At 42.5% G+C, this 17,500-nt stretch carries 16 protein-coding genes; 2 read left to right on the top strand and 14 right to left on the bottom strand.

Annotated elements, in window-relative coordinates:
- Positions 1-9: 9 nt before the first annotated feature.
- The 6 genes from aroF to IGJ12_RS08445 form a co-directional block, all read right to left on the bottom strand.
- On the bottom strand, positions 10-1,035 hold the full coding sequence (gene aroF / locus IGJ12_RS08470; protein WP_005226100.1) for a 3-deoxy-7-phosphoheptulonate synthase: 1,026 nt from the start codon (positions 1,033-1,035) through the stop codon (positions 10-12).
- Between the two features lie 40 nt (positions 1,036-1,075).
- Entirely contained in the window at positions 1,076-1,945 is an 870-nt protein-coding gene (locus IGJ12_RS08465) for a shikimate dehydrogenase (protein ID WP_176374274.1), read from the bottom strand.
- 414 nt (positions 1,946-2,359) lie between these two features.
- Positions 2,360-3,118: an ABC transporter ATP-binding protein gene (locus tag IGJ12_RS08460; RefSeq protein WP_430619567.1), complete on the bottom strand. Its 759-nt coding sequence runs from the start codon at positions 3,116-3,118 to the stop codon at positions 2,360-2,362.
- On the bottom strand, positions 3,118-4,002 hold the full coding sequence (locus IGJ12_RS08455) for an ABC transporter permease (protein WP_008379889.1): 885 nt from the start codon (positions 4,000-4,002) through the stop codon (positions 3,118-3,120). Before IGJ12_RS08455 ends, IGJ12_RS08460 begins: the two co-directional genes overlap by 1 nt.
- A gap of 78 nt (positions 4,003-4,080) precedes the next feature.
- Positions 4,081-5,133: a tryptophan ABC transporter substrate-binding protein gene (gene trpX / locus IGJ12_RS08450; protein WP_087664142.1), complete on the bottom strand. Its 1,053-nt coding sequence runs from the start codon at positions 5,131-5,133 to the stop codon at positions 4,081-4,083.
- Between the two features lie 377 nt (positions 5,134-5,510).
- Entirely contained in the window at positions 5,511-6,086 is a 576-nt protein-coding gene (locus IGJ12_RS08445; RefSeq protein WP_005235969.1) for a hypothetical protein, read from the bottom strand.
- 126 nt (positions 6,087-6,212) lie between these two features.
- Here IGJ12_RS08445 and IGJ12_RS08440 point away from each other — a divergent pair, with 126 nt between their 5' ends.
- Entirely contained in the window at positions 6,213-6,611 is a 399-nt protein-coding gene (locus tag IGJ12_RS08440; protein ID WP_005235970.1) for a DUF1622 domain-containing protein, read from the top strand.
- A 108-nt stretch (positions 6,612-6,719) separates the two neighbouring features.
- On the top strand, positions 6,720-8,420 hold the full coding sequence (gene efbA / locus IGJ12_RS08435) for a fibronectin-binding protein EfbA (protein ID WP_429961241.1): 1,701 nt from the start codon (positions 6,720-6,722) through the stop codon (positions 8,418-8,420).
- Between the two features lie 254 nt (positions 8,421-8,674).
- Here the strand turns inward: efbA and IGJ12_RS08430 are convergent, their stop codons facing one another.
- The 8 genes from IGJ12_RS08430 to carB form a co-directional block, all read right to left on the bottom strand.
- Entirely contained in the window at positions 8,675-9,166 is a 492-nt protein-coding gene (locus IGJ12_RS08430; protein WP_016620151.1) for a pyridoxamine 5'-phosphate oxidase family protein, read from the bottom strand.
- A complete protein-coding gene (locus IGJ12_RS08425) occupies positions 9,166-10,083 on the bottom strand; it encodes a helix-turn-helix domain-containing protein (protein WP_430619566.1) in 918 nt (305 codons plus the stop codon). Before IGJ12_RS08425 ends, IGJ12_RS08430 begins: the two co-directional genes overlap by 1 nt.
- A 324-nt stretch (positions 10,084-10,407) precedes the next feature.
- The gene (locus IGJ12_RS08420) at positions 10,408-11,085 is read right to left on the bottom strand and encodes a carbonic anhydrase family protein (RefSeq protein ID WP_016620153.1); all 678 of its coding nucleotides are present in this window, start codon (positions 11,083-11,085) and stop codon (positions 10,408-10,410) included.
- 157 nt (positions 11,086-11,242) lie between these two features.
- Positions 11,243-11,878, bottom strand: coding sequence for an orotate phosphoribosyltransferase (pyrE, locus tag IGJ12_RS08415; protein ID WP_005226111.1), 636 nt, complete (start codon positions 11,876-11,878; stop codon positions 11,243-11,245).
- Positions 11,875-12,594 (bottom strand): orotidine-5'-phosphate decarboxylase, encoded by a 720-nt coding sequence (pyrF, locus tag IGJ12_RS08410; RefSeq protein ID WP_430619565.1) that lies wholly within the window; start codon positions 12,592-12,594, stop codon positions 11,875-11,877. Before pyrF ends, pyrE begins: the two co-directional genes overlap by 4 nt.
- Entirely contained in the window at positions 12,594-13,517 is a 924-nt protein-coding gene (locus IGJ12_RS08405; RefSeq protein WP_016611756.1) for a dihydroorotate dehydrogenase, read from the bottom strand. The genes pyrF and IGJ12_RS08405 overlap by 1 nt, the downstream gene beginning before the upstream one ends.
- Positions 13,517-14,293: a dihydroorotate dehydrogenase electron transfer subunit gene (locus tag IGJ12_RS08400; RefSeq protein ID WP_005235982.1), complete on the bottom strand. Its 777-nt coding sequence runs from the start codon at positions 14,291-14,293 to the stop codon at positions 13,517-13,519. Before IGJ12_RS08400 ends, IGJ12_RS08405 begins: the two co-directional genes overlap by 1 nt.
- A 21-nt stretch (positions 14,294-14,314) precedes the next feature.
- On the bottom strand, positions 14,315-17,500 hold the full coding sequence (gene carB / locus IGJ12_RS08395; protein ID WP_086299447.1) for a carbamoyl-phosphate synthase large subunit: 3,186 nt from the start codon (positions 17,498-17,500) through the stop codon (positions 14,315-14,317).

Genomic DNA, 17,500 nt, shown 5'->3' with positions numbered 1-17,500 from the left:
TCTTCACGCTTAGTCTTGCAACGCTTTGATTTCTTTCATCGCTTTTTCCATGATATGGACTTCTTTCATCATGTTCATGTACGTTTTTTCATTAAGTGATTGAGGGCCATCAGACCAAGCATTGGCTGGATCTGGATGGATCTCAACGATCATCCCATCGGCGCCAGCAGCAACACCCGCTCTTGCCATTGGTGGTACAAGATCCCAAATACCTGTTCCATGACTAGGATCAACGATGATTGGGAAGTGGCTCAATTTTTTGATGATTGGTACTGCACTTAGATCAAAGGTATTACGGGTTGCTGTTTCGTAAGTTCGGATCCCACGTTCAATGAAAATCACTTCACTTTTATCTTGAACGGCGATGTATTCCGCAGCATTCAACCATTCGTCGATCGTGCCTGAGATGCCTCGTTTAAGGCCAATTGGTTTCCCGGTTTTTCCAACGGCAGCTAGCAATTTGAAGTTTTGCATGTTCCGAGCACCAATCTGTAAAATATCACTGTATTCCGCCACCATATCGATATGCCCTTCGTCCATGACTTCTGTGATGACTTTCATGCCAGTTTCATCAGCTGCTTGGCGAATGTATTTTAGCCCTTCTTCTTCAAGCCCTTGGAATGCGTAAGGCGACGTGCGGGGTTTGAAGGCACCACCACGTAAGATTTGTGCACCACCAGCTTTGGCGATTCGGGCACATTCACGAATTTGGTCTAATCCTTCAATCGAACATGGACCAGCCATCGTAACAAAGTTGCCGTCACCGATTTTCACACCATCTACATCCACAACCGTATCTTGCGGATGGAACTCACGAGAGGTCAATTTGTAAGTATTTGAGATCCGAATGGCATCTTCGACACCTTCGTAGCTGCGAAAAGCAACATCTTGGATGCGGCGTGTATCCCCTTTTAACCCGATAACGACCTGTTCTTTTCCTTGGTTGACTTGAACATCTAAGCCTTCTTTTTTGATTCTAGTTACAACAACTTCAACTTGTTCTGGCGTAGCGCCTGGTTTCATAATTACGATCATTTTTTCTTCCTACTTTCGTTTTTTCTAATTTTTTTATTTTTTACATGGATTCAATAAGTGCTTTTACTTTTTCAACAGGCATTTCTTGGCCTGTCCAAAGTTTAAATGCAGCTGCACCTTGATACAGCAACATGCTTAAGCCGTTTGCAGTTTTGGCACCGACTTCTTTCGCATCTTTCAAAAGCTGCGTTTCTCTTGGATTATAGATGACATCATAGACAGCTAATGATTCCCGCAAGAGTGTTTTGTCTTTTAGAGGACTTACCGTATCATTCGGCTTCATCCCCACGCCAGTAGCATTAACTAAAAGACTGCTTTGATCGATGGCTGTTTTTAGAGCCGTCTGATCTTCTAAATCCGTTAATGTGATCTCAGAGGCGGTCTTTTCTGCGATCTGTGTCAATTTTTCCTGGATGATTGGATAAAACTCATCCTTGCGGTTAAAGACACGGATCGTTTTGACACCATCTAGTGCAGCTTGACTAATGATTGCTGTCGCTGCTCCACCTGCACCGATCACAGTCATCGTTTTTCCAATGATCGACACTTGAATGTCTTCAAGTGCGCGCATAAAGCCGATACCATCTGTATTGTGACCAATCAATCGCCCCTCTTGATTGACGATTGTATTGATTGCGCCGATCAGCTCGGCTGCTGGTGAGCATTCATCCATCAACGGTACTGCTGCCATTTTATGGGGCATTGATAGATTGACACCTAAGAGATCCAACTGACGGATGCTTTGGATACTAGCGGCTAAATCATCCGGCTCAACATCAAAGGCCAGATACACGGCGTCGATCCCTTGTTCTTCAAAAGAAAGATTGTGCATCGCTGGAGAGATGCTGTGTTTGGCTGGTTTGGCAAATAGCGCCGCCAACCGTGTGTGACCGGTTATCATTTGTTTCATCTGGTTCATTCCTTTCAACAAAAAAAGATGTCCACCGTAAATTTAAGAATCTACAGTGAACACCTTCAAACATTACATATCGGCAAAGCTAGATATGTGAATATAAAAAATAGCCACTATAGATTTTACGATCTACGTGGCTGCGAATTCATTACGAAATGCTCTAGCCATCATAGATACAAACTTAGCGTTTGTACCCATGCCTTCATGAATACAAACCTATCTAAAATAGCTAAAGTAATATTTATTCAGTTGTGTGGGGTTCGTTAGCAATAATTTTTGCATAGTCCTTCGCTCCAAACTGATGTAAGATTGACCTAAGTATAGGTTTAACTTTGAAAGATGTCAATGATTTTTTCTTATTTTTTTCATTTATTTGATTATTTTTTTTGAAAACACTGTTCTATCAAGGGTTTATAAGTCGTCTTCAAAGAACAGTAACAGTTCTGGTAAACTTAAGCAAGCTTTTTCATCTGCTGAAAGATCCTTGACGATTTCCCCTTTTCTGAGCAGGATCAGGCGGTCTCCGTATTTTAATGCATCTTCCATCCGATGGGTGATCATGAGACAAGTTAGGTTTTGTTCTTCCACGCGTTTTGCTGTGATTTGCATCAGCTGTTTGGAGGTCTTTGGGTCTAACGCAGCCGTATGTTCATCTAGCAACAACAGTTTTGGTGTTTGAATCGTTGCCATCAATAAACTTAGTGCCTGTCGTTGACCACCAGATAAACTGCCCGTTGGCGTATCCAAATGATTTTCCAACCCATTGCCGATTTCTTTACAAAGGGCATAGAACGTTTCTCTTTGCCCTTGGAGTTGTCGAAGACCTAGTGACCGTTTTTCCCCTCTTTTTTGTGCTAATAGAAGATTTTCTGCCACTGTCATACGGGGAGCCGTCCCCATTTTCGGGTCTTGGAAGACACGTGCCAAAAAGCGGGCGCGTTTTTCTTCCGAAAGTGCGGTCACGTTTTGATCATCGATCATCACTTGCCCACTCGTCAAGGGCATGGTGCCTGAGATACAGTTGAATAACGTACTTTTGCCGGCGCCATTTCCTCCGACGACCGTGACAAATTCTCCTGGTTTTAAAGAAAGATCGATTTTATTCAAGAGTACTTTTTTCTCATTCGGTCCGTTGCCGACAACTTTAAAGGCTTTTTTTAAGGCTAACATTATTCATCCTCCGTTTCAAAACCAGTGCGTAGATGCAAGGCTTGTTTAAATTGAGGGATCAACAGGCAGATCGTCAAGACGATTGCAGAGAAGATCTTCAAGTAAGTCGTATCAAATCCAGCTTTGATCACAAATAGGATCAATAATTGGTAGATAATGCTGCCGATCACGATAGCGATCAGACGTTCCAGCAAGGTCAATTCACCATATAATACCTCACCAATGATGATTGACGCCAGTCCGATAACGATCACACCGATTCCCTTGCTTATGTCGGCGTAGCCGTCGTTTTGAGCGATCAATGCGCCTGAGAGTGCGATCACGCCATTGGAGACGATCAGTCCAATGATTTTCATTCGATCCGTATTGATCCCCATTGACTTGGCCATGTGTTCATTATCCCCGGTAGCAATATAAGCTTGACCCAAGTTGGTATGGAAAAAGTAAACCAAGACGCCCCCAATCAACAAGACCATGATCAATCCGATAATCACCGTATCATAATAATTCGGTAAATTCATTCTAGTAAAAAAATCTTGAATTTTCGGTTGGTTTAATAAAGAGAGGTTTGGTGAGCGCATCACAAACAGCATGACCGAGTTCAATGAAGACATCACCAAAATACCTGCTAAAATCACGGGAATTTTGCCTTTTGTATAAAGAAGTCCTGTCACACAGCCCGCACACATCCCAGCCAATACTCCTAACAAAGTCGCTAAGACGGGCGACACCCCATGGGTGATCGCTGTCACACAGACAGCACCGCCTAACGGAAAGGACCCTTCCGTCGTCATATCCGGGAAATTCAAAATACGATAGGTCATAAAAATCCCTAATCCCAGGATTCCCCAAAGTAGCCCTTGCCCTATTGCTGAAACAATCATCATTCTTCCTCCATATTCTTACAAGTTTTCTCTTTCAAGACTCTCTCGGTGATCGCAGGTGATTGCTGTTCCTAATTGTTACTCATCACTTGCTTCACTTTCCGGTGTCGTTGTAATCAATTTTGCCTCGTCTTTGAGGTTTTCTGGGATAGTGATTCCCAATAACTGCGCTTGTGTTTCATTAATGATCGTTGCGCCATCGCTGAATGTATAGATCGGAGTTGTCGCAGGTTCGGCCGTCCCGTCAAGAATTGCTGCCACCATCTTCCCAGTTTCGACCCCAATCGTAAATTGATCTTGCCCAACCGTTGCTAAGCCGCCTTGTTCCACCATCGTATCAACAGACGTGATGATGGGCGTTTTTGATTTATTGGCTTCTTGTACTACCGTCTGCATTGCGTTTGCGATCGTGTTATCTAACGGAATATAGATAAAGTCGACTTCTCGTGCCATCACTTGCACCATTTGCGCAATTTCGTTACTTGAAGGAACGGCATACGATTTGCTGGTCAAGCCATTTTCTTCGGCAGCAGCTTCTGCTTCTGCCACTTGGTATTTCGAATTGTCTTCAGTCGAAGAATACAAAATGCCGACTGTTTTTGCCTCCGGCAGCAAATCTTTTGCTAGTTTGATTTGCGCAGCGACGGGTGCTTTATCTGAAACACCAGTGATATTTCCACCGGGTTGATCCATATCTGCCACGAGATTTGCCCCAACTGGATCAGTGACCGCTCCTAAAACGATTGGTACATCCTGAGTGACATTCGCCAACGCTTGTGCTGCGGGTGTTGCTACCCCAACCAAAACGTCGGCATCTTTATTTAGCAGCTGCTGACTCATCGTTGCCAATTTACTTTGATCCGCTTGGCCGTTTTGGAATTCAATCGTCAAGTTGTCCCCTTCGGTATAGCCTGATTCTTTAAGGCCTTCTTTGATCCCCTCGGTGATCGCATCTAACGCTTCATGACTGACAAACTGCAGGATTCCAACTGTTTTTTCAGCTTTTTCTACTGGTTCCGAAGTCTCACTGGCTTGATTGGTCCCACTTCTCATTCCTAACTGATAGACAAAGGTCGCTCCTAAAAATAATAAAATAACGGCAACCGATGCAATTAATCCCTTGTTTTTCATTTTTCATTCTCCTTTTTCTGCTTACGTTTTTCGTGTTTTCGTTTTTACGGTTTTTGAGAACAAAAAAAGCAACTGCCTATGTGACGGCAATTGCAAGTAAGCAAAAGCCGCATAGAAGGTTGTCCTATGCGGCGATAAATTCAACTACCAGCATAGATACAGCACTTTAGAAGGTTCTCTAAAAAGTTGTATCTATGGAATGAGGTCCCATCAATACAACTATCTACGCCAGTTTTGCCATGATTTCACTTGCAATGGAATAAATAGTTTCATGATTGTTCCTCCTTCTCAACTTGTTTTCTTTCTTGATTGAATTCAGTTTAGCCTATTGATAAAAAAACGTCAACAATTTTCTGTCAAATTGTCAGATTTTTTTATCAATCATTGGCAGAAGAACGAATCGTCCACATGGGTAAACGATTCAATTCTGGGATGAATTCCGTCGTTGGCTGCTCAAATGAATCAAAAGTAAAGCGATTTTTCTCGACTCCTTCTTCATAGAAGACAAAGGTCACTTTATCAGGATCAATGTCATATTCATTGGAGAAAAATGCCACGTCATAGACGATCGGATAATAAAAAAATGTTCGATTCATTTCGTCTTCCTGTGCTTGGATCAGATCAAACACTTGATCCAGCTGTGGGCCATTTGGTTTACTGTACATCACAGAAATCGCTCTTGTTTCTCGAATCGTCTTATCAGCTGTCAAATATGGTAATGGCTGTACTTTTTCCGAAGGTAACTTGTCGAAAGCGATTCGATCCACTAAAGAGGCGTTGATGCGATTTTGAGAAAAAACGATCAAGCCTGCAAAAACCAGCGCGAAAAGAATGCCTCCGATCAGCGTGAAAATCGTTTTTTTCTGATCTCGGTATAGATCATCTAACAAAGCCTGCCAGCTTTCCACTGTTTTTTCTTTCGTGTAATGAACAAAGTTCCTAACTTGTTCCATAATTTGCCCACCTTTTTTAAAAATCCTACTATTAATTCATACTATCAATTCCCTTCTAGAACGTCAAGAAACTTCACATTTCTTCGATAATTCGGTAAGATAAAAGAAAACGGTAAAGGAGTCATTATGCATAATCTAGCTAGTTCTTTGATGACTGGAGCCAACCCAATCTTCGATTTCATTGTTGTCTGTTTAAACTTTCTCTCCATTTTCGTCATCGTTTGGGGTGTATTGATCGCAGGCATTGATTTCGTGCGCTACGAATTAACAGAAAAGGACCGTTTGGTGGCAGCCAGAGAGAATAATTTTATCCGCAATTATTTAGGGAGTTATGTCTTATTAGGTCTTGAGATCTTGATTGCAGCAGATATTATTGAGACGATCATCCACCCTACTTTCGAAGACATCGTACGTCTAGCTGCAGTCGTTATTATTCGAACAGTCATCTCTTATTTCTTGAACAAAGAAATTGAGCGTGCACTGCAAACCACCGATCACCAACCTAACAAGAAAAAGGAAAGCTAGCTGCCATGGCTTTTCTTTGGATTCTTCGGTATAATAGATAGGAATATTTGACATTGGAAGGATCAATCCCTCAGTCAAACTATCCTTATAAGAAAAGAGGGAAACAATATGTCTTTTGATGGTGTTTTTACCCATTTAATGGTCAAAGAATTACAAAATCAATTAACCAGTGGACGTGTGAACAAAATTCATCAACCTTATGAAAATGAGGTCGTATTTGTGATCCGTGCCCAAGGGAAAAATCATAAACTTTTGCTATCCGCACATCCCACCTATGCTCGTGTGCAATGCACAACGATCGCCTATAGCAATCCAGAAACCCCACCGAATTTCTTGATGATGCTACGGAAATATTTAGAAGGGGCGATCTTAGAATCAATCGAACAAATCGACAATGACCGTGTGATCCATTTTCATTTTACTCGACGAGATGAATTAGGTGATTTACAATCCCTCGTCTTGATTGTCGAATTGATGGGCCGTCACAGCACGATTCTATTAATGAATAAGACGAGCGGAAAAATTGTCGATACAATCAAACACATTGGTCATTCACAAAATACGTATCGTACTTTATTACCGGGTGCTACTTATATTGCACCACCAAAGCAAACAACACTTAATCCTTTTACAGCCTCTCGCACCAAAATTTTTGAAGAATTATCGACCATCGATCCCTTGACGGCAAAAGAACTTCAACAACGATTCCAAGGCTTAGGCCGCGATACAGCAGAAGAATTAATCGCTCGAATCAATGCCAATCCCAATGAAAAACTGCGTCAGTGGGATGCTTTCTTTACAGAGCTTACCCAGGAGCTAGCACCAAGTTATCTCCAGTCAGAGAAAAAGGAACATTTTACACCAATTCCCTATCCATCATTGATCGATGCGACCACCACTGTCACCTCTTATCAGAGTCTGAGCGAGCTTTTAGATGCGTTTTATCACGACAAGGCGGAAAGAGATCGGGTCAAACAACAAGGTGGCGAATTACTAAAGAAGATTGAGAATGAACTGAAACGCAACCAATTGAAGTTAAAGAAACGCCAACAAACGTTAATCGATTCAGAAAACGCCGAAGAATTCCGTCAAAAAGGTGAGCTTTTGACGACTTTTATGAATCAAGTCCCCCGTGGTGCTGCTTCAGTTGATTTGGAAAATTACTATGATGAGAATCGGCTTTTGACGATCAAATTAGATCCCGCTCTTTCTCCCAATCAAAATGCTCAGAAATATTTTCAACGTTATCAGAAATTAAAAAATGCAGTCAAACTGGTCCATCAGCAGATTGCCGAAACGAAAGAAGAAATCGCGTATCTCGAATCCGTGTTAGCTCAATTAGAAATCGCCTCTCCAATGGATCTGGCGGTTATTCGGGAAGAACTGATTGCACAAGGCTATGTCAAAAATCGGACGAAACAGCGTAAAAAAGCCGCTCCTTCGCAACCAGAACGATTTCTTTCTTCAGACGGAACAGAAATTTTCGTTGGAAAAAACAATTTACAAAATGACCAACTGACTTTAAAAACAGCTCGTAAGAGTGATATCTGGCTGCATACCAAAAATATTCCTGGCTCTCATGTCATCATTCGTTCGGATGATCCTAGTGAGACAACCTTAATGGAAGCTGCAGAGCTTGCCGCATATTTCTCAAAATATCGTCAATCTGCCCAAGTACCGGTGGACTACGTGCAAGTCAAACATATTCGGAAACCGAATGGTGCCAAACCTGGATTCGTCATTTATGAGAATCAAAAAACGCTTTTTGTGACACCTGATGAGGGAATTTTGAGATTAAAACAGTCCTAGCTGCTCCTCAGTCTATTCGGATCAAAAAAACATAGTGTAATCAATAAAAGAACCGACCACAAAAGCACTGCGAAACTACACGCGCTTGTGATCGGTTTTTATGCTTTTTCCTTCTATCTACTGCTCTTCCAGCGACAATTTTGCTTAGCTTGAAACACAAAAGGCAAGCCTTCTCAGAATTTAGCCATCGACGTATCTGCTAGATCCGATAGAATGGCATTCGAAAATCACCGTGAGAAAGTAGCTTCTGCTAGCTAATAAATACCGCCATCCTCCATAGTGACTTTCTTCTCGAAATCAAAATGATACAGCTTTTCCCAATGATTGATATTCAACGTTCCTTTGGTCAAATGGATTGCTAGAAAGCAACAGCCTTTATCATTCTCATTGTTGACTTCGTCGTACCAGACAAAGGCTTTGCGAATTTTGCTTCTTAATTCTGCATTTTTAGGGTCTAGCACCCAACCTAAATTCTCCCCTTGACCGACCGCAGTAAACCATTCACCGCTAACGGCAATGGAAACTGCTGGGTTCTTTTTGATTTGCTTGATTTTATTGGATTGCTCGTGTGTCGACACGTAAAAAACGCCCTCTTCATAAAAAGCATCAACTTCTCGAACGACTGGTTGTATGTGTCCCTCTACAGTTTTGTCACAAGCTGTCGTCGCAAGGGCAATCACATTGTCTTTAAAATGTCCGAATTTTTCTTCAAGCAGCTTTATTCCTTCTTCATACTGGTGAGTCATTATTCTGTTCCTCCTTGCATCTTAATTCTTTTTTTAAAAGGAATCCATAATTCGACATGAACCACATGATTTTCCCCTTTTCGATAAAGCTCAGGAAAAAAATTCTCAGCAATCCAGCCATTTTTCTTGAGCCAAAAACGGGTATAACGCATCGCCTTTCCCATATTGATGATCAGTTGCTCTGAGACCGTATCAAAACTGCAAACAATATACTCACGTTCTGGTAAAGTCCATTCAGTGCAGTTGAGAAATTGCGAACCATCAGATATTTGACCAACAAAATAACTTGAATAGCCTTCAGGCGCATCTCCCGGAAATGAAACACCGATCAGGCAATGATCGGTGAGAGGCTGATTGGCAGTCTTTTGATAAAAATCATGCCAAATATCATCAATCGGATCAATCCCTGTTCGTTGGCCCAGCATTTTTCCATACCTAAATGGATAGTAACCAACAACGCCACAAAAAACCAACGGTTGCTGATTTCGCTTCTTCTGAATCTCCAAAACGACTCCTTCGCTGATCAATGGATTGCCTTCTTCTGTGACAATATACCCTAAAGATAGATCCGGCTTATCAAAATTTTGCAAGCCGATCGGAGCTTTTTGGTAAAGAGAAGGTGAAAGTCCATAAACGGTCTTAAAGGTTCTTGAAAATACTGCATGGCTGCTAAAACCAACCTCAAAAGCGACCTCAATGACTCGACTTTTTCTGTCTTTTAATAAAACAGCGGCTCTGGCCAGACGACGCAGTTTTATATATTCCCTAACAGAAATTTTAACTAAGCGAGTAAATAAGCGTTGATAATAAAATACAGAAAGCGATGCGACTTGTGCTAACGTTTCGATCTCTAGCGACTCAGCAAGATTGTCTTCGATAAAATCGATGGATTTTTGGATTGCTTCCCATGCATGCATATGGATTTCCTTTCTTTCACTATAAAATACTCAGCCAAAAAAGCTTTACCGTGTCTGCTCTTTTTCTAAAAAAAAACTATATTTGTATTTATTTTCACAATGCATTAACTGCCGAGAATCAGCTTATTTAATATTTTAGCATAGACTTCATGGTCCTAGAATATAAAAATAAAAAAAGACGAAGAGTTTTCGTCTTTTTCTAGTCAATGACATTCTAAAAATTCTAACATCATTTTTATAGATTACCCTTACGAAGTGGTTTCTATACTGACCATCAAATGAAGTCAGTGATAAACACTACGTAAAAGGATCTATTTTTATAAATTAATAGAAATAAATAGGCCGATCTTTGCGGTCTTGTAATGGGCGATTATTGTTTTCTAACACTTCTTCCCGGAATTCCAAAATGAAGCGGCGGCTCATCTCCCCGATCCAGTCAAAGACGAACCAATTGATTGGCCCTTTGGTTGGCGGTGTCGTCAACGAACCCACATAATGGAAATGGTGGGTGCGTTCTGGTAAGAACATAGTCGGATCAAACCATTGCGTATGGTTTTCAAAGTCCCAGATGCTGTCGTCTTGCTGATTGCAGATCCAGTTGAGCTTATCCGTCAATTTGAATAAGATGCCCACAACCAAGTTTTCTCCGTCCTCATTCATATGGACGAGATGAAACTCTAATTCTTGCTGTTCATCATCGATAATATGTTCAGACGGCATGTGGAAATGAATATCCGTCAAATAGTAGTTGATCCCTTTAAATGTGACATAACTTTCTTTGTTATATGGAACGAAGTGAATCGTATTTTTGAATTCTTTTTCCGTGAACCGCTCTCGTTTATAGTGAAAAGCCAAGTCCTGATCGATAGGTTCTTCGGTTTCATCGTGAACTAAAGCAATTGGGGATTGGTAAGGAAATTCGGCGCCTTGTGCATACCAATCGCACAAAGTGTGCCAATGTTCAGGTCCATTGTCTCCGGAATAACTCCAGGGAACATCCATATTTCTTTTCAAAAAAACAGCCTCCTAATTCAAGTTGACAGCAAGGAATAGCCCTTCCTATCAAAAAAACTTTCTCCCAATGCTATCAGAAAATAGGTGAAAATAAAACGAATATGCTTGGTCATTCCCTCACATATCCGTTTCTTATTTCAATTCCTTATTCACTCAACCAAGCAGCAGGATCTTTTCGCCACTCTTGTAACAGGGCAACATCAGACTCTTGAATAGCACCCGTTTCTAAAGCCGACTCGATCAACGCTGTATAGTTTGTCAAAGTCACATAGGATAGACCTGCTTGGTCAAAATTCTCTTGGACTTGAGGCAGCTCGTAAGTAAAGATCGCAGCGACGCCTAATACGTCGGCTCCTTCTCTTTTGGCTGCTTCACAAGCTTCTAAGACACTGCCACCTGTTGACAATAAATCTTCAATGACGACCATTTTTTGATTTGGCTGAATACGACCTTCAATTTGATTGCCTTTGCCATGTTCTTTTGCTTTGCTGCGAATATAAACCATTGGCAAATCTAACAATTCAGCGACCCAAGCAGCATGGGGAATCCCGGCTGTTGCGGTCCCTGCAATCACTTCTGCTTCGGGATAAGTCGTTTTGATGACTGCAGCTAAGCCTTTCGCAATGGCGCGACGTACATGAGGATAACTCATAGTGATTCGATTGTCGCAGTAAATAGGGCTTTTGATGCCGCTTGCCCAAGTAAATGGTTCATTCGGTCGTAAAAAAATCGCCTCGATGTCTAAAAGATCTTTGGCAATTTGATTGGATTGTTCTTTCATTGGCTAGCTTCCTTCCATTCTTGTTTTATTTGCAGATAACTTTCATACGGTGTCTTAGACTGGGTGATTGGACGTCCCACAACGATCATGGTAGCCCCCGCATTGCGAGCTTGTGCAGGTGTCATGATCCGTTTTTGATCGCCAACTTCACTGCCAGCTGGTCGGATACCAGGCGTCAAGCGTATGAAGGCATCGGTTGTTCTTTGCTTGATCTGTTTTGCTTCGTGTGCGGAGCAAACAACACCGTCTAATCCAGCTTTTTGGGCACAAGTGGCGTAATGGATAACACTTTCTTGCAGTGACGTCATGATCTGCTGATCATGATGCATTTGTGCCTCACTAGTGGAGGTCAATTGGGTAACTGCAATCAAATCAGGGACTTTGTCTCCAGCGGGGGTTCCTTGTTGCAGACCTTTTTTAGCAGCAGTCATCATTTCAATCCCGCCGGCTGCATGAACATTCGTCAAAGCAACACCTAAAGAAGCTAAGCGCTCCATTGCTCGTCCAACAGTATTAGGGATATCATGTAATTTTAAATCTAAAAAAATGTCATGGCCAAAGGATTTCAACCAAGTGACGATCGCTGGTCCTTCTTGGTAGAAAATCTCCATTCCAACTTTTACAAATAATTTTTCTCCCGCAGGAAATTGCGCTAAAAATGTTTCAATAGCCTGTTTGTTGGGGAAATCTAAGGCAATAATTGGTTGTTCACTCATCACACGTGCTCCTCTCTCACTTCTTTTATCAACTGTTCCAAAGAAGTGATCCCTAATTCTGCCATTCGGATAGGCAATTCTTCAATCAATTTTGGGCAAATGTAAGGATCGGTAAAGTTTGCAGTTCCTACTGCAACTGCACTTGCACCTGCCAGATACATTTCAAGTACATCATCCACTGACATCACGCCCCCCATGCCAATAATTGGTAATTGAGAAACTTGCGCCACTTGTTTGATTAGGCGGATCGCCACTGGTTTGATTGATGGACCAGACAAGCCCCCGGTTTGGTTGGCTAAAATCGGTTTTCGTGTTTTTAAATCGATCCGCATGCCCAAAAGCGTATTGATCATCGTAAACCCGTCGGCGCCGCCTGCTTCGATCGCTTTTGCAATTGGGACAATATCCGTCACATTCGGCGAAAGTTTGACATAGATCGGCACTTGCGAGACTTTTTTGACCGCTTCAGTCAATGCACCAGCAACCGCAGGATCGGTTCCAAAAGTGATACCGCCATGTTTGACGTTAGGGCAAGAGATATTCAGTTCGATCGCTTTGACATTTTCTGCCTGACTGATTTCCTGACACACAAGAACGTAATCTTCGACGGTCGAACCAGCAACGTTTGCAATGATCGGTAACTCTGGATGTTTTTGAGCTAAGTCCGGCAATATTTGATTCATGACCGTTTCTAACCCAGGATTTTGCAACCCGATGGCATTTAACATACCACTAGGCGTTTCCGCTACCCTTGGGGTTGGATTGCCGAAACGTGGTTCAGGTGTGGTCGCTTTGATCATCACCGCACCTAATTGACTGATGTCATAATATTTATCATATTCTGCACCAAACCCAAAACAGCCGCTGGCAGGCATGATCGGATTTTTTAGACTCAATCCGGGTAGCTCGACGTTGATCGACATTAAATGACCACCTTTCTCGCCTGAAATACAGGCCCTTCGTCACAAACTTTGACACTTTTTGTACCTTGTTCGTCATCTTTCGTATGGCAAACACAGGCATAACAGGCACCCATCCCGCAAGCCATTCGCGCTTCCATGGATAATTGAACATCTGAAAGGTCTTCGAAAAGCTGGGCGGTGGTTTTTAAAAGACCGTTATTTCCGCAGGCAAAGACCGCCGCAGGTGTTTGCTCTGCAGCTAACAACAGGTTGCCAACATTTCCTTGTAAACCAGCGCTGCCATCATCGGTAGCAATCCTCGTGTCTCCTAGTGCACGAAATTCCTCTTCATAATACATGACGTCTTTGCTGGCAAAGCCCAAAAAGTGAATGACGTGGACGCCTTGTTGGGTCAGACGTTTCGATAATTCATAGAGCGGCGGTACACCGATACCGCCACCTACGATAAATGCAGTGTCCCCTTGATTTAAATGATGATAGCGAAACCCATTTCCTAACGGCCCCATCACATCGATTGGATCACCAACGGTCATTTCTGAAAAAATTCGTGTGCCATCTCCTTCGACCCGGTAAATGATTCGGCATTCTTTTTTCTCAGCATCGATATGATTGATACTGATCGGTCGGCGAAGAAGAAAGGCATTTTGAGGAACCCGCAGGTGCAGAAACTGCCCTGGGGTCCTCATCTCATTGACTAATTCACCAGTCAATGTCATTTCAAAAATCCGTGGTGCCAGTTGACGCTGTTTGCTGATGGTCATGATTTCTTGCTTCATCAAAAAACTCCTTTATCTGCGTTAAATTGCTTTTGTTGAAAAACTGCGGGATTCCATCACTTTTAGAATTGCATCCGCTGTATCAAGAGAAGTAAAGGTCGGTACACCATGCTCCACTGCTTCTCGGCGAATGATAAATCCGTCTTCCGTTGCATTTTGGCGATCTTTGTCCATGGTATTGACTACTACTTGGGTCGTTCCTTTACGGATCAAATCAACAACCGTTTCTTCTGCTTGTTGATCAGAGATTTTAGCAACTCGTGTCACTTGCAGGCCTTTTTCTTCAAAGTAATCAGCGGTTCCATTGGTAGCCATTAAGGTGAAGCCGACCTCTACGAAACGCGCCGCCAGTGCTGCTGCCTCTTCTTTGCTTTCGTCTGCAACGGTGAAAAGTGCTTTTCCAAATTCAGGAATATGCAGGCCTGATGCCTCAAAAGCTTTATAAAGTGCTTTTGCCAAATCTTTGTCTGATCCCATTACTTCACCCGTTGATTTCATTTCAGGGCCTAAGTAAGTATCGACTTTTAAAAGTTTTGTAAAGGAGAAGACAGGTGCTTTGATGTGTACTTCATTTGGTGTTGGAGCAAGTCCGTCTTGATAACCTAACGCTGTGATCTCTTCCCCGAGAATCGCCTTCGTGGCAATTTGTGCCATTGGGATCTCTGTTACCTTGCTTAAAAATGGCACGGTTCGGCTAGCACGAGGATTTACTTCAATGACATACACTTTGTTCTCATGGATGACAAATTGGATATTCATCATACCGATACAATTTAAACCTAATGCCAAGCGTTTGGTATATTCTTCGATCGTAGCAATTAGTTCATCCGAAAGATTTTGCGGTGGATAGACTGCCATTGAATCTCCTGAATGGACCCCTGCACGCTCGATATGTTCCATGATTCCAGGAATCAAAACAGTTTTGCCGTCACAGATAGCATCGACTTCACATTCTTTACCAACCAAGTAACGATCGACCAAGACAGGATGTTCTGGTGATGCTTTCACTGCATGACGCATATAATCTTCTAAATCGGCTTGGTTTTCCACGATTTCCATCGCACGTCCCCCTAAGACATAACTTGGGCGGACTAAAACAGGATAGCCGATTTTTTGTGCGATGGCGATCGCTTCTTGTTCGTTCGTCGCCGTGTCGCCTGGTGGTTGCGGAATATCTAATGCTTGTAATGCTTGCTCAAAGAGATCGCGGTTTTCGGCACGATCAAGATCTTCAATGCTGGTGCCTAGGATTTTGACTCCGGCTTTCACCAAAGGTTCGGCTAAATTGATCGCCGTTTGCCCGCCAAATTGGACGATGACCCCAATTGGCTGTTCCAAATCGATCACATGCAAGACATCTTCTAAGGTCAACGGTTCAAAATACAGCTTGTCGGAGATAGAAAAATCAGTCGAAACCGTTTCAGGATTACTGTTCATGATGATCGCTTCATAGCCAGCAGCTTGGATCGCTTTCACCGAGTGCACTGTTGCATAGTCGAACTCCACCCCTTGTCCGATTCGGATCGGTCCAGAACCTAGGACAAGAACAGATTCTTTTTCACTGCGCTTGCTTTCATTCTCAAACTCATAGGTGCTGTAGAAATAAGGTGTTGCTGATTCAAATTCTGCGGCACATGTATCCACCATTTTGTAGACTGGCAAAATCTTTTGCTCATGGCGCAGCGTGCGGATCTCAGCTTCCGTGGTTTCCCACAGCTCAGCGATCTTTTTATCCGTAAAGCCGTTTTGCTTAGCTTTTTTCAACATATCAAGGGATTGTGGATCGTTTGCTAATGCTTGTTCGATCTCAAAGATGTGAAGCATTTTATCTAAGAAGAATAAATCGATTTTCGTCATTTCATTCAAATCTTCGATAGTATACCCTCTTCGGATGGCTTCCATAACGTAGAACAGGCGATCATCTTGCGCCTTGATGACCTTCTCCATCAGATCATTGTCAGAAAGAGCTTCTAGTTCTTTCATTTCGATATGATGTGTGCCGATTTCCAATGAACGAACAGCTTTCAGTAATGACTCTTCAATATTACGACCAATGGCCATCACTTCTCCAGTTGCTTTCATTTGTGTTCCTAATCGACGTTCCCCCGTTTCAAACTTGTCAAACGGCCAGCGAGGAATTTTTGCCACAACATAGTCCAGGGCAGGTTCAAATTCTGCATAGGTGGTTTCTGTGACTGGATTTTTCATTTCATCCAATGTTAAACCGACGGCAATTTTCGCTGCCAGTTTGGCAATTGGATAACCTGTTGCTTTACTTGCTAGTGCAGACGAACGAGAAACCCTTGGATTTACTTCAATCACATAGTAATTAAAGCTATGTGGATCAAGTGCCAACTGAACGTTACAACCACCTTCTATTTTTAATGCGCGAATAATTTTTAATGACGCATCTCGCAACATTTGGTATTCATGGTCTGACAGTGTTTGACTAGGGGCAAAGACGATGGAATCGCCGGTGTGGATGCCGACTGGATCGAAGTTTTCCATATTACAAACAACGATCGCGTTGTCTGCAGAATCCCGCATCACTTCATATTCGATCTCTTTAAACCCAGCAATACTACGTTCAATCAAGCATTGGGTCACGGGCGAGAGCTTCAAGCCGTTTTCAGCGATTTGGCGTAATTCTTCTTCATTGTTACACATGCCACCGCCCGTTCCTCCTAGCGTAAATGCTGGACGAACAATGATTGGAAAGCCGATTTTTTTCGCAAATTCAACTGCTGCTTCCACCGTTGATACGATTTCGGATTCTGGGATCGGTTGATCCAATTCTTCCATTAATTGTTTGAATAAATCTCGATCTTCTGCCTGATCGATTGCCGCTAATTTGGTTCCTAGCAACTCAATTCCTAATTCATCCAAAATACCTGAGTTGGCTAATTCCATCGCCATATTCAAGCCCGTTTGCCCGCCTAATGTCGGTAAAATTGCATCAGGCTGTTCTTTACGTAAAATCCGTGAGACAAACTCAAATGTGATTGGTTCAATGTAGACTTTGTCAGCAATTTCTTTGTCCGTCATGATCGTTGCGGGATTCGAATTGACTAACACCACTTCGTAGCCTTCTTCTCGTAAAGCTAAACAAGCTTGTGTACCGGCATAATCAAATTCTGCCGCTTGTCCTATAATAATCGGTCCAGAACCGATTACCATGATTTTCTTGATATCTGTACGTTTTGGCAT

The organism is Enterococcus sp. DIV0802b, assembly GCF_050543535.1.
In the GTDB taxonomy this organism is placed as follows: domain Bacteria; phylum Bacillota; class Bacilli; order Lactobacillales; family Enterococcaceae; genus Enterococcus_D; species Enterococcus_D entomosocium.
This window is presented reverse-complemented; position numbering and strand designations above follow the sequence as displayed.

Bases quoted from the DNA above. Each gene is read 5' to 3' on its own strand.
- aroF (WP_005226100.1), bottom strand. From the start codon at position 1,035: ATGATCGTAATTATGAAACCAGGCGCTACGCCAGAACAAGTTGAAGTT.
- IGJ12_RS08465 (WP_176374274.1), bottom strand. From the start codon at position 1,945: ATGAAACAAATGATAACCGGTCACACACGGTTGGCGGCGCTATTTGCC.
- IGJ12_RS08460 (WP_430619567.1), bottom strand. From the start codon at position 3,118: ATGTTAGCCTTAAAAAAAGCCTTTAAAGTTGTCGGCAACGGACCGAAT.
- IGJ12_RS08455 (WP_008379889.1), bottom strand. From the start codon at position 4,002: ATGATTGTTTCAGCAATAGGGCAAGGGCTACTTTGGGGAATCCTGGGA.
- trpX (WP_087664142.1), bottom strand. From the start codon at position 5,133: ATGAAAAACAAGGGATTAATTGCATCGGTTGCCGTTATTTTATTATTT.
- IGJ12_RS08445 (WP_005235969.1), bottom strand. From the start codon at position 6,086: ATGGAACAAGTTAGGAACTTTGTTCATTACACGAAAGAAAAAACAGTG.
- IGJ12_RS08440 (WP_005235970.1), top strand. From the start codon at position 6,213: ATGCATAATCTAGCTAGTTCTTTGATGACTGGAGCCAACCCAATCTTC.
- efbA (WP_429961241.1), top strand. From the start codon at position 6,720: ATGTCTTTTGATGGTGTTTTTACCCATTTAATGGTCAAAGAATTACAA.
- IGJ12_RS08430 (WP_016620151.1), bottom strand. From the start codon at position 9,166: ATGACTCACCAGTATGAAGAAGGAATAAAGCTGCTTGAAGAAAAATTC.
- IGJ12_RS08425 (WP_430619566.1), bottom strand. From the start codon at position 10,083: ATGCATGCATGGGAAGCAATCCAAAAATCCATCGATTTTATCGAAGAC.
- IGJ12_RS08420 (WP_016620153.1), bottom strand. From the start codon at position 11,085: ATGGATGTTCCCTGGAGTTATTCCGGAGACAATGGACCTGAACATTGG.
- pyrE (WP_005226111.1), bottom strand. From the start codon at position 11,878: ATGAAAGAACAATCCAATCAAATTGCCAAAGATCTTTTAGACATCGAG.
- pyrF (WP_430619565.1), bottom strand. From the start codon at position 12,594: ATGAGTGAACAACCAATTATTGCCTTAGATTTCCCCAACAAACAGGCT.
- IGJ12_RS08405 (WP_016611756.1), bottom strand. From the start codon at position 13,517: ATGTCGATCAACGTCGAGCTACCCGGATTGAGTCTAAAAAATCCGATC.
- IGJ12_RS08400 (WP_005235982.1), bottom strand. From the start codon at position 14,293: ATGAAGCAAGAAATCATGACCATCAGCAAACAGCGTCAACTGGCACCA.
- carB (WP_086299447.1), bottom strand. From the start codon at position 17,500: ATGCCAAAACGTACAGATATCAAGAAAATCATGGTAATCGGTTCTGGA.